We start from the raw sequence: 23,026 nt of genomic DNA, 5'->3' as shown, positions 1-23,026 counted from the left end.
GGTATAACAGCAACAAGAAAGACGAGGAAAGAGGGAAAGCGGATGAAAACGCAGTTTATCGCTGGTCATGCGCGGCTGCCGGCTGGAATGGCGGCGAAAAGCCTTTACGATACGCTGACGATCACGGCGGAAATTGATAAAAAATACGGGGTGATCGTGGAGGCATCGTGCACACTGGCTACTGAACATGGGCGCGATTACGTGGCCCGCCTGCTTCGCGGCCATTCGCTGCGCGATGGCATCGACGGTCTGCTCGCCGAGCTTGACGAAGGGTATTTAGGGAAAGCCCATTCTGCTCTGTGCGCGGCGCTAAAAGATTTGTACAAACAATATTGCAAAATGGAGGAGAAAGAGCCATAAGCCGCTGCCCCTCATCGGTTGATGGGGGCAGCGGCGTTTTGGTGCGGGTCAGCGGTTTGGCCGCCCATGATTTCGTTGGTGATTCAATTTTCAGCCGGCCGCCATGCCGGCAGCGTTTTGCGCAACGGTTTGTCTTGGCGGTAACCGAGCACATATTCGGCCTGCATGATCGTATGAATTTCTCGTGTTCCTTCGTAAATGACCGGTGCTTTCGAGTTGCGCAAGTAGCGCTCGACCGGGTATTCGTTCGAATAGCCGTAGGCGCCATGGATTTGCACGGCATCGTCGGCCGCCTGGTTCGCGTAGTCGCAGGCGATCCATTTGGCGAGCGATGTTTCTCTCGTGCAGCGCCGGCCTTCGTTTTTGAGAAAGCCGACTTTGTAAACGAGCAGACGGCTGATTTGCAAACCAGCTTCCATGCGGGCGATCATTTGCTGGACGAGCTGATGGCGGCCGATTTCTTTGCCGAATGTTTTTCGTTCGTGGCAGTATTTCACGCTCGCCTCAAGACATGCCATAATGAGGCCGACGGCGCCGGCGGCGACGGTGAAACGGCCGTTGTCAAGCGCTGACATGGCGATTTTGAATCCTTCGCCTTCTTCCCCGAGCAAGTTTTCTTTCGGGACGCGGACGTTGTCAAAAAACAGCTCGCCCGTATTGCCAGAGCGGATGCCAAGTTTCCCTTTAATCGGGCGCGACGAAAAGCCAGGCATCGTCCGTTCGATGATAAAGGCGGAAATGCCCCGGTGTTTTTTTGATTTGTCTGTGTAGGCGAATACGAGAAAATGGTCGGCGATGTCAGCGAGGGAAATCCATGTTTTTTGTCCATTTAAAATGTAGTCATCTCCATCACGGACGGCTGTCGTCTGGATGGAAGCGACGTCTGAGCCGGCATTCGGTTCGGTCAGGCCGAACGCACCGATTTTTTCCCCGCGCGCTTGTGGGACGAGATATTTTTGCTTTTGTTCTTCAGTTCCCCACTGAAGGAGCGTCAAACTGTTCAGCCCGGTGTGAACGGAGACAGCGGTGCGAAACGCCGTATCGCCGCGTTCGAGCTCTTCGCAGACGATGGCAAGCGAGTTGTAGTCCATGCCCATGCCGCCATATGTTTCGGGAATGCAGACGCCCATTAAATTGAGTTCAGCGAGCCGCTTGAAAATGTTGCGGTCAAATTCGCCCCGCTCATCCCATTCTTTGATATAAGGCATAATTTCTTTATCGACGAATTTGCGCACCGTTTGCCGCAGCATTTCTTGTTCGGGTGTAAAGTCGAAGTTCATCATCGTTTCCATCCCCCTATGGACGTTGTGTGAAAGGCGATTTTTTTGATGCCAGCGTTTGTTTTTGCACTGACAGGCGTTCAGCCGGCCATTGCAAAAAACGCTGCCTTTACCTTGGTCATGGCGACGGATTATCGCTGCTTTCGGCTGTTTGTCTGTTTTGCCATCCAACTAGCCTCGTCGTTATGCTCGCCGGCCAGCGGGGGCGGCAGCCGGTAAGAAACCGGTGTGTCAGACAGTTTCAGCGGGCTGGCGACAAGCGTTAACGGACCGATGACTGGATGGTGCACCGTGACTGTCATCTCGCGTGCCGCCGTTTGCGGATGGCGGAACAGTTCATCGAGCGTCTGCACCGGTCCGCATGGAATGCCTTTCTCGGCGAGAAGGCGCTGCCACTCGGCTCGCGTCCGCCGCTTGATTTCCTCGTTCAGCCGCCGGTTCAGCTCTTCGCGATGGGCGACTCGGCCGGGATTGGTTTGAAAGCGCGGATCGGTTCCAAGCGAGTGATCGGACAACAAAGAGCAAAGCGCTTGAAATTGTCGGTCATTGCCGACGGCGATGACGATCGGACCGTCGCTTGCCATGTACGTTGAGTACGGCACGATGTTCGGGTGTTCATTGCCGAGCGGCTTCGGGACGTCGCCGGATAACAAATAATTGGCGGCGACATTGACAAGCGCACTCACGGCGCAGTCAAACAGTGCGAGATCAATTTTTTGCCCGCGCCCCGTTTTCTCGCGGGCCAAAAGCGCCGCTTCGACCGCGATGGCGGCATACAGGCCGGTGAACACATCCGTGACGGCGACGCCGACTTTGAGCGGGCCAGTATCCACAGTGCCATTGATGCTCATCCAGCCGCTCATTGCCTGAATGATGTAGTCGTAGCCGGCTAATGGAGCGAGCGGCCCCGTTTCGCCAAACCCGGTGATGGAACAGTAAATGAGGCGCGGGTTGAGGCGCGACAACGATTCATAGCCAAGTTCCCACTGTTCCATCGTTCCGGTTTTGAAATTGTGGATGAGGACATCGGCCGTTTTGGCGAGGCGGCGAATCGTTTCCCGTCCTTCCTTGGATTTCAAATTAACGGTCATGCTTCGTTTGTTGCGATTGACGGCCGTATAGTAGGCGCTCATGCCGTTTTGGAACGGCGGCCCCCAAAACCGGGTGTCATCTGATCCGCCCGGCGCCTCGATTTTGATGACATCAGCCCCTAAATCGCCTAAAATCATCGTTGCATACGGGCCGGCCAACACGCGTGACAAGTCGAGCACACGTACGCCATCAAGTGCTCCTGGCATCGATTCCCCTCCTTTCGTTTCACATGCAAAAAGCCGGTTCCTATATAGTGCAGGATAGGAACCGGCTTGAACGGACTGAGAAGGCATTCCGGCGCGGAGATGCCGTCAGGCCGTACAGTTCTTTTGGTGGTCGATGCATAAAAGATGACAACGCTGCCTGTCAGGCAATGGGGCCATCGGACAGATGGCAGGGGCCGTCCGGTCTGCACAAGCGGCCAAGCTGGCAGGAGACGGCTTATACGTTTATTATAGTGTTTTGTTTGATAATTGTAAATAGTCGAACAAAAAATTGTCAGCGAAAAGGGAAGTAAGGCACATTGTCGGGGTGCTGGCATAGAACGTTTTCAATGGAATGACCAGACATCATGGTCCGGTTGGACAATTTAGCATGAAAAGGACGCAACATTCACCTAAATTTCTATATAATTGTAGAGAAAGGGGAATCGATGACGCAAAAAAGGAAGTGATGGTGCATGTTCCATGTGTTAGTGACGACAGACGCCAATTATCTTCCGCCGCTGAGAGTCTTGATGCATTCGCTGTTTTGCAACAACCGGCGCCCGTTTACGTTTTACTTGCTTTACTCGCGCATTGCCGAGGAAGAGATTCAGTCCCTTGGCGAGTTTGTTCGCCGGCAGGGGCATGAGCTGGTGCCGATTTACGTTGATCCAGAACTGTTTCATGATGCGCCTGTTTTCCGCCACTATACGGTGGAGATGTATTACCGGCTGGCGGCGCATTTGTTTTTGCCGCCGGACGTCGACCGTGTCTTGTACCTTGATCCAGATATTGTGGCGATCAACCCGATGGATGAGCTGTATGACATGGATTTTGAAGGGAACTTGTTCATTGCGGCTGAGCATACCCATTCGACGAAGGTGGCAAACTTGTTCAACAAGTTGCGGTTAAAAACGCCGAACGCGAAAGGGTATTTCAACACAGGTGTGATGATGATGAACATTGCGATGATGCGCGAACACGTTCGGCTTGCGGACATTTACCAGTTCATTCGCGACAATCGGTTCAAGCTTGTTCTTCCTGACCAAGACGTCGTAAATGGGCTGTATTGGGACAAGATCAAACCGGTCGACGGCTACCGTTACAACTACGACGCGCGCTATTATGACTTTCTGCAGCTTTTGCCCAACCCGAAACATGATTTAGCTTGGATTGAGGAAAACACCGTTTTTATCCATTATTGCGGCAAGGAAAAACCGTGGAAAGACCATTACAAAGGGGAGTTGGGGCGGTTTTACAAACAGTACAGCCAAGTGTTGGAGCTCGAGGGCGAGGCGACGGTGTAGCGAGGCTTGGGAGACGCGTTGAACAAAGAAAGTCTTTAACTTCCAGCAAAGCGAAGTGGAAGCAGTTCACAGGAAAAAGGCGCCCATCAAAACGGGCGCCATGTTCGGTTATTGTTTGCGCTCTTGCCGGCGGATGCCGGCTGCCGCAGCGCGTGCCTGTGCTTCAAGGTCTTCATGGTCGGCAAATTCTGCGGAGTATTCCACATCGATGCCGTCCGATTTCAGCTGTTTCGGCACTTGCGGCAAAGTCGCCTTGTTTTTGTCGCGCGTCCGTTGTCCGCGAGAACGGCCCATCATCCATGCCCCCTATAGAGAAGTGTGAATCGTACGATTCAATCATTAGGATGGCATGGAGGGAGCCAGAGTATAAATAGCAATCGTTTCTAGTGGCGCGCCTTTTTGGCCGTATAGCCGCCCGCTTGGTCCGCCATTTTAAAATCGCGGGCATAGCTTACTTCTTGGGCGCTTGTCAGCGTATGCTTCGCTTTTTCGCGTTTTCGTTTTTCCGCCATCGCTTGTTCCCTCGCTTTGCATCCATATTCCTTTAGTTCCATTTTGGACAAAACGAGCCGTTTTTATGCTTGACACTCCACACGGCTAAAGCCGTGGGATTCTTGGGTCGTTCGCGTCTTCCTCCTTGCAGCAATGACAGGATGCCATTTCCATATGAAGAAAACGGCTCACTTTCATCCCACGCCTAAAGAGCGTGGGCTTTCGCGTTCGCGAATCTGTAAAAAAGAGGATGTCCCTTTGGACAGCCTCTTTTTGCATCAGATGCGCTCTCTCGCGGCTTATGCCTCTTTGCGCTGTTCTTCATTGTGGGCAAAGGAAGGATGGCGCATGGTATAGAGCGTGTAGTTGTCTTTTGTAATTTCGTACAAATTGTATACATCCGTGCCGATTTGCTCGAGCAACGCCCGCCGCGTTTCATTGGCCGGCGTGACGTACGGCAGTTTTTCCGCCGCTTTGATCGAGCGGACGTTGACTTTGCGAATGCGCAAAAACACGGTTTCGATCGACAGCTCATAAAACAGCTCATGGAAAAACGCTTCTTTGGCGCGCCGATTGTAACCGAGCCCGTGATACGGCTTGCCGAGCCACGTGCCTAAAAAGCCGGCGCCATCTTGGATATCAAAGAGGCTGATGGTGCCGATGGGGTTTCCCCATTCGTCCAAAATCGTGCGCGAAATCAATTCGCCGCGTTCTTCCGCCTCGATGAGCTGTTTTGTCATGAATAAAAACTCTTCGTACGAGCTGGCTTTTTGGCGCACGAAAGGGAAGACGTCCGGATGCACCATCAGCTCGTACAGCGCATGGCAGTCTTGCAGCTCGCGTTTTTTCAACATGGCCAATCCCTCCTTTGGATGCCGAGGGCAGCCTCCCAGCGGGAACCCACCCTCGAAATTTTTTTATTAAAACTTCATTAAAAAAATTTCGGGGTGGGAATCGAACCCACTAGGACCAGCGCGAGCGCTGGTGGCGCACCATTTGCCTTCCCCTTATCTCAGCCCGTATGCGATTATGACGACAACTAGCCTAGGGTCTCCTTTATCATACACGATCGGAGGTGAAAAGGGAATTGTTTTTTTGTTAATTTTTTTTGGATATTTTTTGTCGGTCATGGGGCAAAAGCAAATCGGTGAGACAGCTTTCCAACGTTGGAAACGAAAAGCGGAAGCCGGCTTGCAATAGTTTCTCTGGAATGACGCGCTGCCCTTCGGTGACAAGCATGCTCATTTCGCCAAGGAGAAGGCGAAGCGCCCAAGCGGGAGTCGGAAGCCAATGCGGACGGCCAAGAAGACGGGAGGCCATGCGGCCGAACTCATCCATTTGCACTGGATCGGGTGCGGTGAAATTGATCGGGCCGGACAATTCCTCGTGTTCGATGATGTACGAGACTGCGCGCACGACGTCTTCAAGATGAATCCACGATAGCCATTGCCGTCCGCTGCCGATTGGGCCGCCGACAAACAGCCGGTACGGCTTGATCATCATCGGCAAGGCGCCGCCATGTCGGGCAAACACGACGCCAAAGCGAGCGTAGACGGTGCGAATGCCAAGCTGCTCAATCGGACGGGCCGATGCTTCCCATGCTTGGACGGTCTGGGCTAGAAAGTCGCCGCCGTAATCGGTCGTTTGCTCGGTAAATGTTGCGGAGTCCGAAGTGCCGTAAATGCCGATGGCGCTGGCGTTGATAAACAACGACGGGGGGCGGGACAGTGAATCGATGTAGCGGCCCATCGCTTCGGTGGATCGAAGGCGGCTGTCAAGGATGATCTCTTTTTGCTTCGCCGTCCAACGTTTTCGATTGAGCGGCTCCCCGGCTAAATTAATGGCGACATCGACAACTTCAGGCTTTCGGTCGTTGTCGAAGGAAAGATAATGAATGCTGCCTTCGGAAGGTTTGGGAGAGCGGGTGAAAATGTAGATCTCATGTCCTTGCTTGGAAAAATGGCGGGCGAGCGCCTGGCCGATCAGCCCAGTGCCGCCGTTGATGGCGATGCGCATCTTGATTCCCCTTCCATTGGTTTATTTTATGACTTCGCTTTTGGTGTCAGAAGTTCCTGCTTATGATACCATAAAAGATAAGGGGGACAAACAATGGGAACGATTGCCGACATTGTCGCAACCGAACAAAATGCTGAACGATTTTGGATTGTCGTGCACCGTGACGGCGCACCGTCGTTGAGATTGACAGTTGATCAAGATGTATTGCTTCAATTCCGCTTGAAAAAAGGGATGGAGATCAGCGACGACCTGCTTCAACATATTGTGTATGCCGATGAGGTGAAAAAGGCGTATCAACAGGCGCTTTACTTTTTGGCGCACCGGATGCGTTCAGAGCATGAGGTCGCCGCACACTTGCGAAAAAAAGGCGCTCCGGATTCGGTGATTGATGAAGTGCTCAAAAAACTTCGCGCCGAGCGGTATGTCGATGACGAGGCGTTTGCCGCCGCTTACGTACGCACGCAAAAAAAGACGGCGGCGAAAGGGCCGCTTCTCATCGGAGCTGAATTGGAACGGCTCGGTGTTCCGGACCGCTTGATTGAGCAGAGTTTGGCGGAGTATACGTTGGATGAACAGAGGGCCATCGCCCGCTCGCTTTACGAAAAAGCGAAAAAACAGCGCCGGGCTGAATCGGCTCGCGCGTTTTTGGAACGGGTGCGGCAACAGCTGATGCGCAAAGGGTTTCCGCATGAGGTGATTGCCGCCGTTTTGGCGGGTGGCGGCGATCATACTGAACAAGAAGAACGGGAGGCGCTCCGTGTTCAGGCGGAGAAAGCGCACCGCCGTTATGCGCACCACCAGCGGCCGCTTTATGAGCAAAAGATGCGCCAAGCCCTGTGCCGAAAAGGATTCGCACTTGACTTGATCAATGAATGGCTGCGCATGCACGGTAATGACGAGTGATCTCGAATGAAAGGATTTGAAAAAATTAGGGGATATTATCAGTTTTGTCGTTGAATGTTGATCACAAAATCGTTTCAGTTCTATAAATCAAGAGATGTTCTGAGCCCTTTGCCGAGTTCCATGTGGATGAAAACGATCCATCCGGAATGCTCAAAAAGGAGGCTTGCCTATGATCAAAGGAGAACAAAAACGGTACAGCGAAATGACGAAAGAAGAACTGCAACAAGAAATCGCCATGTTGACGGAAAAGGCACGCAAGGCGGAGCAGATGGGGATGGTGAACGAATACGCCGTCTACGAGCGGAAAATCGCCATGGCGAAGGCGTATATGCTTAATCCAGCTGATTTTCATCCTGGGGAGATTTATGAAATGGAAGGGGCGCCCGGAGAGTATTTTAAAGTCCGCTATTTAAAAGGAGTGTTTGCTTGGGGATGGCGGTTGAAAGGAAACGGAGAGGAGGAGGCGCTGCCGATTTCACTGCTTCGTAAACCGAATTTGCCTCAATCATGACGGGCGGGACAAGTTCACAGTCGGACGGAAAGAGAGCCTAACAACCTAGGGAGGGTGTCTCCCTAGGTTGTTTCGCTACGACTGCTTGCGCGTCTGCCGCTCTAAAATGATGAGGTCAAGCGTTTGCTGCGTTTCACCGTTCACCTGCGAATGAGCGTGTTTTGGATTGGCCCACGGCTGCTGAAACGGGTTCGAATAAAAGTTGTCATAAAATTTTTTGCGCCGATGGTGACCCATGATTGTTCACCTCGCTGCGGAATGTGCCGGGGGAGTGCGGCGAACGATGCCGTGCTCCCCCTTCATGTTAAAAGAAATCGCTTCGTTCGCCGGAGGCGCGCATCCGCTCTTGCGGGTGAGTGTTGGTTGTACCGTCAGCCCGCTTTGATGCGTACTCCGCTTTGGCGCGCGGCTCGCCTTCGAGCTTGTTGTTGTTTTGGTTCGGGAAGTTGCGCTCCTTATTCCGCACGACCCATTCCCCCTTTTGAGGCGTGCTCGTGTTGGATGGCCAACACGTATTTTTATTATGGGACGCCCTGTAGCGCTTATGCGTGGCAATGATTGGGGCGGAGCCCATCAGCCGTTTGGAGCCAGTTCTAGCTTTTTGCGCAGTTTGCCTTCGCTGCAAAATTGGTCAACTGTCTTTTCTCTGACAGCCGATCGATTAGCCGTCATTTCTGAACCGTTTGCCGATCGCTTTGAGAGCGGACAGGAAAAAGCGGATCGCGCGGTTGATGTCCGGGTCATTGAGCGCTTTAAGCAAATCAAACAACCCGATTTTTTTTGTTTCGGCGGAGTTTTGTTCGTACGCCTCCAGCGCGCCGGCGGCGATGTGCTCAAGCAGTTTCGCCGTTTTCTCCGGATCAAGTGAAGCAGCAAGGCCAGCTATAGCGAACGCATGGTTGATCATCGTTGTCACCGGTTTTTGGTTGAGCTGGCCGACGACGATTTTCGCCACGTCTTCCCGCGCTTTTAACAAGGCGTTGGCCGCTTCGAGCAGGCCGCTTTCATGGAGCTGCTCGATGAACTCCAAGAGCTCGCGAACCGCCTCTTCACTGTCGCCGACAGCGGCTTTTAGCTTGGCCAGCGCTTCAGTTCGTTTTTCTTCCTCCGTCATTTGGCGCTTTTGAATGGTGGTAATCGGCTTAGCCACCGATCGTCACCCCCTTGTTTTCCTCGGTGAGCGGCACGTAGTCGCTTCGCCGCCACTTCCGCTCCACCTCGACGCCGTTTTGCGGATGCCGCTTTTTAAAGCGCGGATTTGTGCGCGGCAGCGGCGTCTTGCCGGACCGTTCAATGACTTCCATGCGCACGCGGGCTTGTTTGTAAGCCGGCGTGTTCGTGCGATGGTCGGTTTGCGGGCCGGTCAGCATGTTAATGGCGCTCTCATTGGCTGTAGAGTGCATCGGCAAGAACAGTTCATTGCCTCTGACTCGATCGGTGACAAGCACGCGCACTTTGACGCGGCCGTACGGCGAGATGAGCCGAACGAGCGCTCCATCTTCAATGCCGCGCTCTTTGGCGAGTTCAAGGGATACTTCGACAAACACTTCTGGGAATTTATGCTCGATGCCTTTGGATTTGTACGTTAAGTTCCCTTCATGGAAATGTTCGAGCAATCGGCCGTTGTTCACAAGCAAATCGTACTCTTTTGGATATTGCACCGGTTCGACCCAATCGGCTAACGCAAAGCGGGCTTTGCCGTCCGGGAAGTTGAACCGCTCTTTGTACAACAGCGGCGTATCAGCGCCATCATAGCTGCCCCAGCAAAGGCTGTTCCAGCCCTCGAGCCGGTCGTAATGCGCTTGTGAGTACAGTGGAGCGAGGCTGGCGATTTCATCCATGATTTCTTTCGGACCGGCGTAATGCCAATCGGCGCCAAGCCGCTTCGCGATTTCTTGAATGATCCACCAGTCTGGCTTGGAGTCGCCAAGAGGCTCCAGCGCTTGGTAAAACCGTTGGATGCGGCGCTCCGTATTGGTGAACGTTCCTTCTTTTTCCAAGCTTGGCGCGGCCGGCAGGATGACATCCGCAAATTGCGCCGTTTTTGACAAGAAAATGTCTTGAACGACAACAAAGTCAAGCTTTGCCAACGTCTCTTGCACATGGTTGGCGTTGCAGTCGACAAGCGCCATATCTTCGCCGACGATGTACATCGCTTTCAGCTCGCCGCGCTCGGCCGCTTCGAGCATTTGGATGTTGTCAAGGCCTGGTTTCGCATCGATGCGGACGCCGTACGCTTGTTCAAACTTCGCTCGCGCCTCATCATCGGTGACATGTTGGTAGCCAGGCAGCCAGGCAGGAAGCGAACCCATGTCGCAGGCGCCTTGGACGTTGTTATGGCCGCGCAATGGGAACGCGCCCGCCCCCGGACGGCCGTAGTTGCCGGTGGCCAACAACAAGTTGGAAATCGCCGCCGATGTGTCGCTGCCGCCTGTGTTTTGCGTGACCCCCATGCCCCAGAGGACGCACGTGCCGTCCGCTTCATGGATCATTTCGGCGATGCGGATGAGGTCGGCTTTGGCGACGCCGGTGACTTGTTCGGCATAATCAAGCGTATATTTTTCCAGCAATTGTTTAAACTCTTCAAAGAAATGGACGCGCTCGCGAATGAACGCCTCATCGTGCCAGCCTTGGTCGATGATGTATTTCGTCACGGCCATGAGCCATACTTGGTCGGTGCCTTGTTTCGGGCGGATGAACAGGTCAGCTCGCTCGGCCATTTCATTTCGGCGCAAGTCCGCGACAATGAGTTTTTGCCCAAACAGTTTATGCGCCCGTTTGACGCGGGTGGCGATGACCGGGTGCCCCTCGGCTGGGTTGGCGCCGATGATGATGACTAGGCCGGCAGAGGCGATGTCATGAATCGTGCCGGAATCGCCGCCCATGCCGACCGTGCGGAACAGGCCGTCCGTCGCCGGCGACTGGCAGTAGCGCGAACAGTTGTCGACATTGTTCGTTTCAAATACTTGCCGTGCGAGTTTTTGCATTAAATAGTTTTCTTCGTTGGAAATTTTGGATGATGAAATAAAACCGATGGCGTTGCCGCCGTATTGCCGCTTGATCGCCCCGAGCTTTTCCGCGACCAAGTCGAGTGCTTCGTCCCATGTCGACTCGACGAATACGTCGCCTTTGCGAATGAGCGGTTTCGTTAGGCGTTCTTCGCTGTTGACGAAATCCCAGCCGAATTTTCCTTTGACGCATGTGGAAATGGCGTTGACCGGCGCTTCGGATACCGGCTGGATTTTTAAAATTTTCCGCCCTTTCGTCCACACTTCAAACGAACAGCCGACGCCACAGAACGTGCAAACCGTTTTCGTCTTTTTGATCCGTTGTTCGCGCATGGCCGCTTCAATTTCGGAAACGGCGAAAATGGCGGTGTAATTCGGCTCCACTTCTTTGACAAACTCGATCATCGGGTTGAGAACGTCTTTGTCCAGCCCCGTCATAAATCCGGCCTCGCCGAGCATCGATTTTTCCATTAACGCGTTGCACGGACAGACAGTGACGCAATGCCCGCAGCTGACGCACGACGATTCGTTGATCGGCACCCCACCGTCCCAAACGACGCGCGGCCGTTCCGCTTCCCAATCGATCGAAAGCGTTTCGTTCACTTGCAAGTTTTGGCAGGCCTCGACGCATTGCCCGCAGGCGATGCATTGATTCGGGTCGTAGCGGTAGAACGGATGCGACATGTCCACCTCGGACGGGTCGACTTTCGGCCGGTACGGGTATGTTTGATGTTCAATTTGCATCATTTCCGCCGTGTTGTGCAGCTTGCAGTTGCCGTTGTTGTTGTCGCACACCGTACAGTATAAAAGGTGGTTTTCCAAAAGGCGATCCATCGCTTCTTTTTGCGCCGCTTTCGCCCGCGGTGAACCGAGCTCGACGACCATGCCGTCTTCCACTAGCGTCGAACAGGCGCGCACGAGTTTTCCGTCCGCCTCCGCGATGCACGTGTCGCATGTCTGAATGGCGCCAAGCTCCGGTGTATAGCAAACTTGCGGATGCGGGATGCCGTGCTCATTGACGACTTCCAAAATCGTCATGCCTGCTTTGGCGCGGTACGCGTGCCCATTGATGGTGACCGTCACCATTTGCGCTTCCATCATCGCTCCTCCTTTGTCAAAATAAAAAACTCCACCCGCGACGAGACGAATGCTTCATCGTGGTGGAGTAGTTCTTTAGCATCACGATACTAAACAACCAATCCAAACTTTTTATATTTAGTAGAAAAATAACAAGGCCGCTTCTTGCCTTATTATTTTTCCACTATGTATACATTTGCTATAGTTTTATTATAGTACAGCGAAACAGAGAACACAACGGATGGGCCGGAAGTTTTTCTGCTGACTGCAAGGAGGGGTGAGAATGTCTAAAAAAGAAGCCGCTTTCAACGATATTGTGCGCAAAGTGCGCAAACAACTGTTTGGGAAAGGGCCCGAGCGGATCAAAACGTATTTTGTCGACAATTTGGCGATTACGATTTTGCACGGCAATTTGACGCCGACGGAGAAATTTATCGCCCGCACGCCGGAGGGACGGGAGATGGTGCATGCGGCGAGAACGAAAATGATCCAAGATGTGTACGCCCAGCACGTGCCGGACGGCATGGAAGAGCTTGTCGGTTCAAAGCTGCTCTATTTATTCAGCGATATTAAAGTGGAAGAAGATATGGCAGTGTCCGTTTTCGTTTTTGAAAAACCGATTGAATTGTGACGATTTTGTGAACGGAAACCATTGTTTTTCGCTGCTGTTCGTGGTATGCTTATGAATAGTTAGCACGATGAAAATAGTGGAAGCCTTGCCGGCTAAACGGTTTTGCCGCTTGGCAGGCAGGTTTCGGAAACAGATGTGCGTTGGTTTCGCTGCAGACATGCTGGGCGCAAACTACCGCCGCTTTTCGCTGACAGGGGGCGAGTGTGTCCTCTTGTCCGGAAGGCGGCGGTTTTATTTTGCATGGAAAGGGGGAATGGCAAGGTGAGCGGGTTTGCGGCGAAACGGCGGCCGATTGCGAAATATCGGAACGGGCGCCTTGTTGAGGAAGAGGACGAGATCGCGCTCGAGTTTCCGCTGACCATAACGGTCAATGGCGAGGAGTTTGCGACGATCGTTTGCACGCCGGCGCATCTCAATGAATTGGTCATCGGATTTTTGGCTTCGGAAGGAGCCATTCGGACATGCAGCGACATCAAAGGGATGACCATTGATGGTGAGCGGGGCTTTGCTTATGTCGAACTCGCCGCAGGCGGACTGCCGGCCAAACAGTTTTATGCCAAGCGGTTCATCGGCTCGTGTTGCGGAAAAAGTCGGCAGTTTTATTTTTACAATGACATGAAGACGGCGAAAACGATCGTCGGCGGCATCGTCGTGAAGGCGGATGACTGCATTCGCCTCATGGAAGCGCTGCACGAGCGGTCGACGGACTTTGCGGCGACGGGCGGTCTTCACAACGCCGCGCTCGCCACACCGGATGGGATGGTCGTAATTCGTTCTGACATCGGGCGTCACAACGCGCTTGATAAGCTGTATGGCTATTGCCTGCGTCATCAAGTTGCAGTGAAAGACAAGCTCATTGTATTCAGCGGCCGCGTCTCGTCGGAAGTGCTGTTAAAGGCGGCGAAAATGGGAGTGAGCGTCCTGCTCTCGAAATCGGCGCCGACGACGCTGGCCTTAGATTTGGCGGATGAACTCGGCATAACCGTCGTTGGCTTTTTGCGCGGGCAGGCGTTTAACGTGTATACGCATGAGAGCCGGATCATAATCGGGTAAAAGGGGAGGAGAGGCTGTGAAAAACCGTTGGCTCATTGCGTTATCGGCCGTCGGCATTCATATTTCGATTGGGTCTGTTTATGCGTGGAGCAATTTTACCAATCCGTTAAAACAATTGTTTGGATGGTCGGACCAGGAAGTGGCGCTCACGTTCAGCATTGCGATCTTGTTTTTAGGATTGTCCGCTGCGTTCCTTGGCCATTTTGTTGAAAAACACGGACCGCGGAAATCCGGGCTATTGGCCGCCATCTTTTTTGGCCTTGGGGTGACGGGGTCTGGTTTGGCCGTAGCGCTTGGTTCGAAATACTTGCTGTATTTGTTTTACGGGGTGTTGGGAGGAATTGGGCTCGGCGTCGGGTATATTGCGCCGGTGTCAACGCTTGTCAAATGGTTTCCAGACCGGCGCGGGTTGGCTACAGGGCTGGCGATTATGGGGTTCGGGTTTGCCGCTGCGATCGCGAGCCCGGTGATGAACAGTTTGATTGCCTCCGTCGGCGTCCAAAATACGTTTTTCATTTTAGGGATTACGTATTTTGTCATTATGACATTATCTTCTCTTTATTTAGAAAAACCGCCGGAAGGATGGCTGCCGGAAGGATTTCAGGAGAAAGTGAAGGCTGGAAAAGCCAAACCTTCGCTTGATTTGGCGCAATTGACGGCCAACGAGGCGGTCAAAACAAGACGGTTTTGGTATTTATGGTTGATGCTCTTTATCAATGTAACGTGCGGGATCGCCGTTTTAGCGGTGGCGAAACCGCTGGCGGTGGAAAGCATCGGCATCAGCCAAACGGCCGCGGCGGCATTAGTTGGCGCCATTGGGGTGTTCAATGGGTTAGGGCGCATCGGTTGGGCATCGGCTTCTGATTATATTGGACGGCCGAATACGTATACGGCGTTTTTCGTTTTGCAAATTGTGATTTTCTTCCTGTTGCCGAACGTGTCCATCAAATGGCTGTTTGTGGTGATGCTGACGATTGTGTATACGTGCTACGGCGGCGGATTCGCCTGCATCCCGGCGTATATCGGCGATTTGTTCGGCACAAAGCAGCTCGGCGCCATCCATGGTTATATTTTGACCGCTTGGGCTGCAGCGGGCCTTGTCGGACCGATGTTTGCCGCGTATATTAAAGACACGACCGGTTCTTATGAAGGAAGTTTGGCCTTTTTTGGCGGATTGTTTGTCATCGCTTTCATCATTTCGTTGCTCGTGCGCATGGATATTCGCCGATTGCGTGCTCGACATGAATCGATCGCCTATGTTTCTGCGGCTAAGGAAAGTTGAGAACGATTTCCTTCCGTTTCCCCTCGGCGTGCGGCAAGCCACGCCGGGGGTTTTTTGATATAATAAGGTGGATATGGATAATAGGCATCATGGGGGAAACGTTGCATGACAAGAGAAACAGAGCGATTTCCAGCGCGCGAGTTTCAGCGCGATTTGCTTGACTGGTTTGCCCGCGAGCGCCGCGACCTGCCGTGGCGGAAAGACCGCGACCCATATAAAGTATGGGTGTCGGAAGTGATGCTGCAGCAGACACGCGTCGAGACGGTCATTCCGTATTTTGAACAGTTTATCGATCGGTTTCCGACGCTGGAGGCGCTTGCTGACGCTGATGAGGACGAGGTGCTGAAGGCGTGGGAAGGGCTCGGCTATTACTCGCGCGTGCGCCATTTGCACGCGGCGGTGAAAGAAGTGAAAACGCGCTATGGCGGCAAAGTGCCGGACGATCCAGATGAATTTTCTAGGCTGAAAGGAGTCGGACCGTATACGGTCGGGGCGGTGTTGAGCCTCGCTTATGGGGTCCCGGAGCCGGCTGTTGACGGCAACGTAATGCGTGTCTTGTCGCGTCTGTTTCTCGTGACAGACGATATTGCCAAACCGTCGACGAAAAAACGATTTGAACAAATCGTCCGCGAAATTATGGCGTACGAAAACCCGGGAGCGTTTAACGAGGCGCTGATTGAGCTTGGCGCTCTTGTTTGCACACCGCGCCGCCCGTCGTGCCTTCTTTGTCCCGTGCAAGTCTACTGCCAAGCGTTCGCCGAAGGGGTGGCGGAAGAGCTGCCGGTGAAAACGAAAAAAACAGCGGTCAAACAAGTGCCGCTCGCCGTAGCGGTGCTGGCCGATGATGAAGGCCGCATTCTCATTCGCAAGCGCGACAGCACCGGTTTGCTTGCGAACTTATGGGAGTTCCCTAGCTGCGAAACGGACGGCGCAGATGGAAAAGAGAAGCTCGAGCAAATGGTTGGGGGGCAATACGGTTTGCAAGTGGAGCTTACAGAACCGATTGTTTCGTTTGAGCATGCGTTTTCCCATTTAGTCTGGCAGTTGACCGTGTTTCCCGGCCGCTTGGTTCATGGCGGACCGGTCGAGGAGCCTTACCGGCTTGCGCCGGAAGACGAGTTGAAGGCGTACGCCTTTCCGGTGTCCCATCAACGTGTTTGGCGCGAATATAAAGAATGGGCGGGTGGAGTACGCCGCCCCGATTAATCAGGCACCGGCATTGTGCCGTGTGTATACGTTGCTTCACGGCGCCCAAGGCCGCCGCGCGCTTCGATTTCCTCGATGATTTCGCGGTGAATCGTCTGCCCTTCAACGTTTAAATATGGAGCGATTTGTTGGAACGAATGATGAAAATAAGCGAGTTCGTCATCGGTCCATTCCGTTTTCGGAATCATCGACAGCTCCGTCATATCGCGGCCGACGTACATAGGCAGCCCCTCCCTCATCTATGGAATTCGGCTATATTATATGTATAAGGAGTGAAAAACATGAGCGGAAAAGTAGCAGTGGTCACCGGCAGCAGCCGCGGCATTGGCAAAGCGATCGCTTTGCGGCTGGCCAAGGAAGGATATGATATTGTCGTCAATTACGCCCGCAGCAAAACAGCCGCCGAAGAAACGGCGCGCGAAATTGAAGCGCTCGGGAGAAAAGCGCTCGTCGTCAAAGCGAACGTCGGCGACGTTGAGAAAATTCACGCCATGTTTGCCCAAATCGATGAGGTGTTCGGGCGGGTCGACGTGCTCGTGAACAACGCCGCATCCGGCGTCTTGCGCCCGGCGATGGAACTTGAGGAAACGCATTGGAACTGGACGATGAACATCAACAGCAAAGCGCTTTTGTTTTGCGCCCAGGAAGCGGCCAAAAGAATGGAGCGGGTCGGCGGCGGGAAAATTGTCAGCATCAGCTCGCTCGGGTCGATCCGCTATTTGGAAAACTATACGGCGGTCGGAGTCTCGAAGGCCGCACTTGAAGCGCTGACCCGCTACTTGGCTGTCGAGCTGGCGCCGAAAAACATCGCCGTCAACGCTGTCTCCGGCGGGGCGGTCGATACAGATGCGCTGAAGCACTTCCCGAACCGTGAAGAGTTGCTCGCCGACGCGGCTGCGAACACGCCGGCTGGCCGCCCGATCAAACCCGATGATATCGTCAACGCGGTTTTGTTTTTGCTCTCGGATGCCGCCGAGATGATTCGCGGGCAGACGATCATTGTCGATGGTGGAAGATCTTTACTTTTGTAACGTCAGCGGATAGAACGATCACCCCCGGGGCATAGTAAAGCACGTGGAGGTGAGAACAATGGCCAAACAACCGAACAAAACAGCAGCTGGCACAAACATTCAAGAAGTAAGACAACAAAATGCCCAATCGGCTCAAGCCGCTCAAGCTGGCCAGTTTGCGACGGAATTTGCGGCTGAGACGAATGTGCAACACGTAAAACAACAAAATGCGCAAGCGGAAGCCCGCAAAGCGCAAAATGTCAATCAATAACCAATGATCATCCATGGCTGACGCCTGGCGGTTGTGACGACGGCGTATGTTGCTGCAAGAGCACAGGCGATAGGCCGAAGATGGAAGGCAAAAGCAGGGGCAATACGCCTCTGCTTTTTTTGTCGACAAAAGCTGTCATCTCTTTACAAGATTAGTGAAAGGGATTTATGGGTGCGGACGCGAAATGATGAAAGGAAATCACACGACAAAGGGGAAGGGAGAACGGAAGGGCGATGGAGCACGCATGGACGAATGTAGGCGACGAGGCGCTGTTTTTGCAACAGGAGATGGAGCGTTGCGAGGAGATCACCCGCCAGTTGGATGAACTTGAACGTGAAGCGCCGACCGCCGCCTTGCGCGAGGAAGTGCGGCAAATGAAACGGGAGGTGGAAGCCATCCGCCGCGCATTTTTAGGGCAGATGGCATCCGGTGTCTGACGGACAGGCTGCGTCTTTGAGCCAACGCGCCAGTTGCCTTTTCCTCAGTAAGGCGGCCTGCTTTTCTTTCCTTTTGCAAAAGGAACAGGGTATAATATAACGAAGAAGCTCCCATCGGAAAGTAGGGAAGAATGATGCCAGCTTACCCTCGGGAAGGGAAAATCATTCAAATCCATAGCTACAAACATAATGGGATGATTCACCGGATTTGGAAGGAAACGGTCGTATTAAAAGGGACGCCATCGTATGTGATCGGCGGCAATAACAAAACACTCGTCATGGAAGCGGACGGCCGGACGTGGGTGACGCGCGAACCGGCGATTTGTTTTTTTCATGCTAAGCATTGGTTTAACATTATCGCCATGATTCGTGAGGACGGGGTGTACTACTATTGCAATTTAAGCTCGCCGTTCGTATGGGATGAAGAAGCGCTGAAGTACATCGATTATGATTTGGATATGAAAGTGTTTCCCGATATGACGTACATGCTGCTGGATGAAGATGAGTATGAGCGGCATCGCCGCGAAATGCACTATCCCGATGTGATCGACCGCATTTTAAAAAACAACGTTCAAAAACTGATCGGCTGGATTAAGGAGCGGAAAGGGCCGTTTGCGCCCGAGTTCATCGACAAATGGTATGGAGTGTTTCAGGCGCACCAAACGTAAATAGCGGCATGAAAAAAGCCTGTTCGGCATCGATGGAAGGTTTTTCTGCATTTTTGTCGAAAGCGGCACGCCTGAAGAGCTGATGGTGAGGCGGGGGATTGTCGGGAGCACCCGCCCTACGGCAGGTTGTCAGCCAAGCCATTCTCGTGCGTCCCACGGTTGGGCTGCCTTGCTAACGCTTATGCTTAAAAGCAGGGGTCTCGATTAGAGGTGAGAAATAGCGACATGAAAAATCCTGTTCGCAAGTCGGCAGTTTTTCTGCTTTTTCCCGCATGCATGAGGAATGGTGACGGTCAAGCAGGGGTGATCAGTTGATTTGGGGGCAAAAATGGAATGAAACATTAGAAATTATGATAAAAAATCTCCGTGCACTATTTTGGCAATCGGTTCGGCGTGAAAACGGCCGCTCAAGGTGCTTGCATCTTTACAACAAATAAGGTCAACGAGGGATTGTTTCATCCCCTCGTTGTTTTATTGTTTTCGCTTTTTCGATAATTTTAATTTTTTATAATATTATATTGTGTTAGAAAACAATACATGGCATAATTTTATTCAGAGAGCAAAAGTTTCATCAAAATCGAATGAGAGAAGGGGAGCGTGATGGGGGAGAAGGTTTTATTGGAAGTGCATGGACTTCGGACATCTTTCTTTACGGATGATGGGGAGATCCCGGCGGTCGATGGTGTAGATTTTTTCATTCGTGAAGGCGAAGTGCTCGGCATTGTCGGGGAGTCCGGGTGTGGGAAAAGTGTGACGTCATTGTCTATTATGGGGTTGTTGCCAAAAGGAATCGGCAAGGTGGTTGGCGGCGAGATTTTGTTTAAAGGGGAGAATCTAGTCGAAGCCTCCGAGCGGCGGATGAAGCAAATCCGCGGCAATGAGATTGCCATGATTTTTCAAGAGCCGATGACTTCCTTGAATCCGCTGTTTACGATTGGCAACCAGTTGGTTGAGGCGATTCGCATACATACGAAAATAGGAAAAAAAGAAGCGCGAGCGCGGGCAGCGGAGATGTTGAAACTCGTTGGGCTGCCGCGCGCTGCGCAACTGTTGGACGAATATCCGCATCAGCTGTCTGGCGGCATGCGCCAGAGGGTGATGATTGCGATGGCGATGTTGTGCCGCCCGGCGCTTTTGATCGCGGACGAGCCGACGACGGCGCTTGATGTGACCATTCAGGCGCAAATTTTGGCGTTGATGAAACAATTGAACCAGACGTTCGGCACAGCGGTGATGATGATCACCCATGATTTAGGAGTTGTCGCTGAACTATGCGATCGCGTCATTGTCATGTACGCTGGCCAAATCGTGGAAGAAGGAAGCGTTCGGGACATTTTCCGCAATCCGAAGCATCCATACACCATCGGCCTGATCCGCTCGATCCCGGATATCCGCGGCAAAAAGGAGCGGCTTTATTCCATTCCGGGTCAAGTGCCAAAACCTGGGGCGATCCGCCGCGGCTGCCGGTTTGCTGATCGGTGTGAATGGGTCGTTGACCGCTGCCGCCACGAAGATCCGCTATTGTACGAAACGAGTGAACAAGGCCATCGCGCCCGTTGCTTTTTGGCGTTAGAGAGGGAGGGGCTAGTTGATGAGCGAGCCGCTGCTCGAAGCGAAAGGGCTTAAAAAATACTTTCCCATTACCGGGGGCGTTTTTGGCAAACAAATTGGGACGGTCAAAGCGGTCGATGATGTGACATTCACCGTGTACCGCGGTGAGACGCTTGGCATTGTCGGTGAGTCGGGCTGCGGCAAGTCGACGACGGGCCGAATGCTGCTGCGCCTCATTGAGCCGACAGACGGTTTGATTCTATTTGAAGGGAAGAATGTAACCGCTTTATCCAAAGTGGAGCTGCGTCGGTTGCGGCGCGATATGCAAATGATTTTCCAAGACCCGTTCGCTTCGCTGAACCCGCGCCATACAGTCGAAAAAATTTTGGAAGAGCCGCTTATTGTCCACGGCATTGGATCAAAAGAGGAACGGAAGCGGCGGGTGCGGGAGATGCTTGAGGTGGTCGGACTCGGTTTGTATCATGCCAAGCGCTATCCACATCAGTTCAGCGGCGGCCAGCGCCAGCGCATCGGCATTGCAAGGGCGCTGATGACCCGTCCGAAACTGATCATCGCCGATGAACCGGTGTCGGCGCTTGATGTCTCGATTCAGGCGCAAGTGCTCAATTTGCTCGAAGATTTGCAAAAGCAGTTTGGGCTTACATATATTTTCATTTCCCATGATTTAGGGGTCGTTCGCCATATCAGCGACCGGGTCGGCGTCATGTATTTGGGGCGAATGGTCGAATTGGCGGACAGCGAATCGTTGTATGAATCGCCGAAGCATCCGTATACGCAGGCGCTTTTGTCCGCTGTGCCGATTCCAGATCCTGATCATAAAACAGAACGACAGTTGCTCTCCGGCGATTTGCCGAGCCCAGCGAATCCGCCGCAAGGATGCGCCTTCCATACGCGTTGTGCATTCTGCATGGACATTTGCCGCGAGCGGCGTCCGGAGTGGCGAGAAGTGGCCGATGGGCATTACGTTGCTTGCCATTTATACGAGCCAACAGGCGAGCAGCGTGATGATAAACAAATGGAACACAGGGGGGAAATGGAATGAAGAGAAAAACATGGTTCACATGGCTTGCTCTGATGCTGGCTGTGATGCTTGTTCTTGCCGGCTGCGGCAAGTCGAAACAAACCGCAGGGGGCGGAGGCGACAAGTCGTCGACCCAAGACACGCTCGTGTACGGGCGCGGCGGCGACTCCGTGTCGCTCGACCCGGCGACTGTGACCGATGGTGAATCGCTGAAGGTGACGAAAAACATTTTTGACACACTGCTGGACTACAATGACAACGATACGTCCATCAAACCGGCCCTAGCGACGGAATGGACGATTTCAAACGATGGATTGACGTATACGTTCAAACTGCGCCAAGGTGTCAAGTTTCATGACGGGACAGAGTTTAACGCCGATGCAGTGGTCTTTAACTTCGAGCGTTGGGCGAACGGCAATGCCGACAAGTTTCCGTATTACGGATCGATGTTTGGCGGTTACAAGCAGGATGACAGCCATGTGATTAAAGAAGTAAAGGCGCTTGACAAGTACACGGTGCAATTTGTGCTGAAACGGCCGCAAGCTCCATTTTTGAAAAATCTCGCCATGACGCCGTTTGCCATCGCCAGCCCAGAAGCCGTGAAAAAATACGGCGACAAGTTTGGCGAACACCCAGTCGGGACCGGCCCGTTCGTCTTTAAAGAATGGAAGCGGAACGAACGGATCGTGCTTGAAAAAAATAAAGACTATTGGGAAAAAGGCTATCCAAAGCTGAACCAGCTCATCTTCGTGTCCATTCCGGACAACTCGGCGCGTCTCAATGCGCTCTTAAAAGGCGAAATCGACATCATGGAAGACTTGAATCCGACGGACTTAAAACAAGTGGAAGGAAACAAAGAGTTTCAAATTTTCAAGCGACCGTCGATGAACGTCGCCTATGTCGGACTGACGGCGACGAGAGGGCCGCTGAAAAACAAGTTGGTTCGCCAAGCGTTGAACTACGCGGTTGACAAGAAAGCGATCATCGATGCGTTTTACGCCGGCCAGGCGGAACCGGCGAAAAACCCGATGCCGCCGAGCATCCCGGGATACAACGATGCGATTCAAGACTATCCGTTTGATTTGAATAAAGCGAAAGAGCTGCTGGCGAAAGCGGGTTATCCGAATGGCTTTGAAATCGAACTGTGGGCGATGCCGGTGCCGCGTCCGTATATGCCGGACGGTCAAAAAATCGCTGAGGCCATTCAAGCGAATTTTGCCAAAATCGGCGTGAAAGCGAAAATCGTAACGTATGAATGGGCGACCTATTTAGACAAGCTCGCTAAAGGGGAAGCGGACGCCTTCCTGCTCGGCTGGACGGGCGACAACGGCGACGCGGATAACTTCTTGTATGCGCTCCTTGACAAAGACAGCATTGGCAGCAACAACTACACCTATTTCTCGAATGATGAGCTGCATGACATTTTGGTCGAAGCGCAAACGGTGAGCGATGAAAACAAACGGAACGAGCTGTATAAAAAAGCGCAAGAGATCATTAAAGAAGAAGCGCCATGGATTCCGCTCGTCCATTCCACTCCACTGTTGGCTGGCAAGGCGAATATCCAAGGCTTTCACCCACACCCGACCGGTTCGGATAAGTTTACGAAAGTCGAGTTTCGATAATCGA

Annotated in this window: 26 protein-coding genes; 15 read left to right on the top strand and 11 right to left on the bottom strand. The window is 52.9% G+C overall.

The features are described from left to right. The first annotated feature begins 42 nt into the window (after positions 1–42). Entirely contained in the window at positions 43–360 is a 318-nt protein-coding gene (locus B9L19_RS16015) for a DUF3870 domain-containing protein (protein WP_011229948.1), read from the top strand. Positions 361–443: 83 nt separating this feature from the next. On the opposite strand, the gene B9L19_RS16010 is transcribed toward B9L19_RS16015, so the two are convergent. Next, a complete protein-coding gene (locus B9L19_RS16010; RefSeq protein ID WP_025949103.1) occupies positions 444–1,643 on the bottom strand; it encodes an acyl-CoA dehydrogenase family protein in 1,200 nt (399 codons plus the stop codon). Positions 1,644–1,771: 128 nt separating this feature from the next. Then, positions 1,772–2,938, bottom strand: a complete 1,167-nt coding sequence (locus B9L19_RS16005; RefSeq protein WP_047752265.1) for a CaiB/BaiF CoA transferase family protein — start codon at positions 2,936–2,938, stop codon at positions 1,772–1,774. A gap of 473 nt (positions 2,939–3,411) precedes the next feature. On the opposite strand from B9L19_RS16005, the gene B9L19_RS16000 reads away from it, so the two are divergent. Beyond that, positions 3,412–4,242 carry a glycosyltransferase family 8 protein gene (locus tag B9L19_RS16000; protein WP_047752264.1) on the top strand — a complete coding sequence of 277 codons (831 nt, stop codon included), beginning with the start codon at positions 3,412–3,414 and terminating at the stop codon, positions 4,240–4,242. A gap of 108 nt (positions 4,243–4,350) precedes the next feature. Here the strand turns inward: B9L19_RS16000 and B9L19_RS15995 are convergent, their stop codons facing one another. The 4 genes from B9L19_RS15995 to B9L19_RS15980 all read right to left on the bottom strand — a co-directional run bounded on the left by B9L19_RS15995 (position 4,351) and on the right by B9L19_RS15980 (position 6,750). After that, a complete protein-coding gene (locus B9L19_RS15995; protein WP_011229952.1) occupies positions 4,351–4,536 on the bottom strand; it encodes a YfhD family protein in 186 nt (61 codons plus the stop codon). A gap of 89 nt (positions 4,537–4,625) precedes the next feature. Further along, the gene (locus B9L19_RS15990; RefSeq protein ID WP_013146323.1) at positions 4,626–4,754 is read right to left on the bottom strand and encodes a YfhE family protein; all 129 of its coding nucleotides are present in this window, start codon (positions 4,752–4,754) and stop codon (positions 4,626–4,628) included. A gap of 279 nt (positions 4,755–5,033) precedes the next feature. Further along, positions 5,034–5,588: a GNAT family N-acetyltransferase gene (locus B9L19_RS15985; protein ID WP_025949107.1), complete on the bottom strand. Its 555-nt coding sequence runs from the start codon at positions 5,586–5,588 to the stop codon at positions 5,034–5,036. A 244-nt stretch (positions 5,589–5,832) separates the two neighbouring features. After that, positions 5,833–6,750 carry a TIGR01777 family oxidoreductase gene (locus tag B9L19_RS15980; RefSeq protein WP_025949108.1) on the bottom strand — a complete coding sequence of 306 codons (918 nt, stop codon included), beginning with the start codon at positions 6,748–6,750 and terminating at the stop codon, positions 5,833–5,835. 93 nt (positions 6,751–6,843) lie between these two features. On the opposite strand from B9L19_RS15980, the gene recX reads away from it, so the two are divergent. After that, positions 6,844–7,653 (top strand): recombination regulator RecX, encoded by an 810-nt coding sequence (gene recX / locus B9L19_RS15975; RefSeq protein ID WP_047752260.1) that lies wholly within the window; start codon positions 6,844–6,846, stop codon positions 7,651–7,653. 169 nt (positions 7,654–7,822) lie between these two features. Then, on the top strand, positions 7,823–8,164 hold the full coding sequence (locus tag B9L19_RS15970; protein ID WP_025949110.1) for a YfhH family protein: 342 nt from the start codon (positions 7,823–7,825) through the stop codon (positions 8,162–8,164). Between the two features lie 75 nt (positions 8,165–8,239). On the opposite strand, the gene B9L19_RS15965 is transcribed toward B9L19_RS15970, so the two are convergent. The 4 genes from B9L19_RS15965 to fdhF form a co-directional block, all read right to left on the bottom strand. Beyond that, positions 8,240–8,401, bottom strand: a complete 162-nt coding sequence (locus B9L19_RS15965) for a YpzG family protein (RefSeq protein ID WP_071880153.1) — start codon at positions 8,399–8,401, stop codon at positions 8,240–8,242. Positions 8,402–8,468: 67 nt separating this feature from the next. After that, positions 8,469–8,630, bottom strand: a complete 162-nt coding sequence (locus B9L19_RS15960) for a small, acid-soluble spore protein K (RefSeq protein WP_025949111.1) — start codon at positions 8,628–8,630, stop codon at positions 8,469–8,471. Between the two features lie 195 nt (positions 8,631–8,825). Further along, positions 8,826–9,314 (bottom strand): helical membrane plugin domain-containing protein, encoded by a 489-nt coding sequence (locus tag B9L19_RS15955; protein WP_025949112.1) that lies wholly within the window; start codon positions 9,312–9,314, stop codon positions 8,826–8,828. Next, entirely contained in the window at positions 9,307–12,270 is a 2,964-nt protein-coding gene (fdhF, locus tag B9L19_RS15950; RefSeq protein WP_047752259.1) for a formate dehydrogenase subunit alpha, read from the bottom strand. The genes B9L19_RS15955 and fdhF overlap by 8 nt, the downstream gene beginning before the upstream one ends. 262 nt (positions 12,271–12,532) lie before the next feature. Here fdhF and B9L19_RS15945 point away from each other — a divergent pair, with 262 nt between their 5' ends. The 4 genes from B9L19_RS15945 to mutY all read left to right on the top strand — a co-directional run bounded on the left by B9L19_RS15945 (position 12,533) and on the right by mutY (position 16,421). Continuing rightward, on the top strand, positions 12,533–12,880 hold the full coding sequence (locus tag B9L19_RS15945) for a Na-translocating system protein MpsC family protein (protein ID WP_025949114.1): 348 nt from the start codon (positions 12,533–12,535) through the stop codon (positions 12,878–12,880). A 261-nt stretch (positions 12,881–13,141) separates the two neighbouring features. After that, the gene (gene fdhD / locus B9L19_RS15940) at positions 13,142–13,933 is read left to right on the top strand and encodes a formate dehydrogenase accessory sulfurtransferase FdhD (RefSeq protein WP_025949115.1); all 792 of its coding nucleotides are present in this window, start codon (positions 13,142–13,144) and stop codon (positions 13,931–13,933) included. Positions 13,934–13,949: 16 nt separating this feature from the next. Beyond that, positions 13,950–15,215, top strand: a complete 1,266-nt coding sequence (locus B9L19_RS15935; protein ID WP_047752258.1) for an L-lactate MFS transporter — start codon at positions 13,950–13,952, stop codon at positions 15,213–15,215. A 105-nt stretch (positions 15,216–15,320) separates the two neighbouring features. Then, a complete protein-coding gene (gene mutY, locus B9L19_RS15930) occupies positions 15,321–16,421 on the top strand; it encodes an A/G-specific adenine glycosylase (protein ID WP_025949117.1) in 1,101 nt (366 codons plus the stop codon). Here mutY and B9L19_RS15925 read toward each other — a convergent pair. After that, on the bottom strand, positions 16,418–16,642 hold the full coding sequence (locus tag B9L19_RS15925; protein ID WP_011229968.1) for a hypothetical protein: 225 nt from the start codon (positions 16,640–16,642) through the stop codon (positions 16,418–16,420). The genes mutY and B9L19_RS15925 overlap by 4 nt on opposite strands. A gap of 60 nt (positions 16,643–16,702) precedes the next feature. Here B9L19_RS15925 and fabL point away from each other — a divergent pair, with 60 nt between their 5' ends. The 7 genes from fabL to B9L19_RS15890 all read left to right on the top strand — a co-directional run bounded on the left by fabL (position 16,703) and on the right by B9L19_RS15890 (position 23,022). Continuing rightward, the gene (fabL, locus tag B9L19_RS15920) at positions 16,703–17,452 is read left to right on the top strand and encodes an enoyl-[acyl-carrier-protein] reductase FabL (protein ID WP_047752257.1); all 750 of its coding nucleotides are present in this window, start codon (positions 16,703–16,705) and stop codon (positions 17,450–17,452) included. A 58-nt stretch (positions 17,453–17,510) separates the two neighbouring features. Continuing rightward, on the top strand, positions 17,511–17,702 hold the full coding sequence (locus tag B9L19_RS15915) for a gamma-type small acid-soluble spore protein (protein WP_011229970.1): 192 nt from the start codon (positions 17,511–17,513) through the stop codon (positions 17,700–17,702). A 233-nt stretch (positions 17,703–17,935) separates the two neighbouring features. Then, positions 17,936–18,139 (top strand): YgaB family protein, encoded by a 204-nt coding sequence (locus B9L19_RS15910; protein WP_025949119.1) that lies wholly within the window; start codon positions 17,936–17,938, stop codon positions 18,137–18,139. A 134-nt stretch (positions 18,140–18,273) separates the two neighbouring features. Further along, entirely contained in the window at positions 18,274–18,807 is a 534-nt protein-coding gene (ntdP, locus tag B9L19_RS15905; RefSeq protein ID WP_025949120.1) for a nucleoside tri-diphosphate phosphatase, read from the top strand. A gap of 600 nt (positions 18,808–19,407) precedes the next feature. Next, on the top strand, positions 19,408–20,433 hold the full coding sequence (locus tag B9L19_RS15900) for an ABC transporter ATP-binding protein (protein WP_025949121.1): 1,026 nt from the start codon (positions 19,408–19,410) through the stop codon (positions 20,431–20,433). After that, complete coding sequence (locus B9L19_RS15895) at positions 20,399–21,421, top strand: ABC transporter ATP-binding protein (RefSeq protein WP_047752256.1); 1,023 nt, start codon at positions 20,399–20,401, stop codon at positions 21,419–21,421. The genes B9L19_RS15900 and B9L19_RS15895 overlap by 35 nt, the downstream gene beginning before the upstream one ends. Further along, complete coding sequence (locus tag B9L19_RS15890) at positions 21,418–23,022, top strand: ABC transporter substrate-binding protein (protein WP_047752255.1); 1,605 nt, start codon at positions 21,418–21,420, stop codon at positions 23,020–23,022. The genes B9L19_RS15895 and B9L19_RS15890 overlap by 4 nt, the downstream gene beginning before the upstream one ends. The last annotated feature ends 4 nt before the right edge of the window (positions 23,023–23,026 follow it).

This window comes from Geobacillus thermocatenulatus (assembly GCF_002217655.1).
GTDB lineage: Bacteria > Bacillota > Bacilli > Bacillales > Anoxybacillaceae > Geobacillus > Geobacillus thermocatenulatus.
This window is presented reverse-complemented; position numbering and strand designations above follow the sequence as displayed.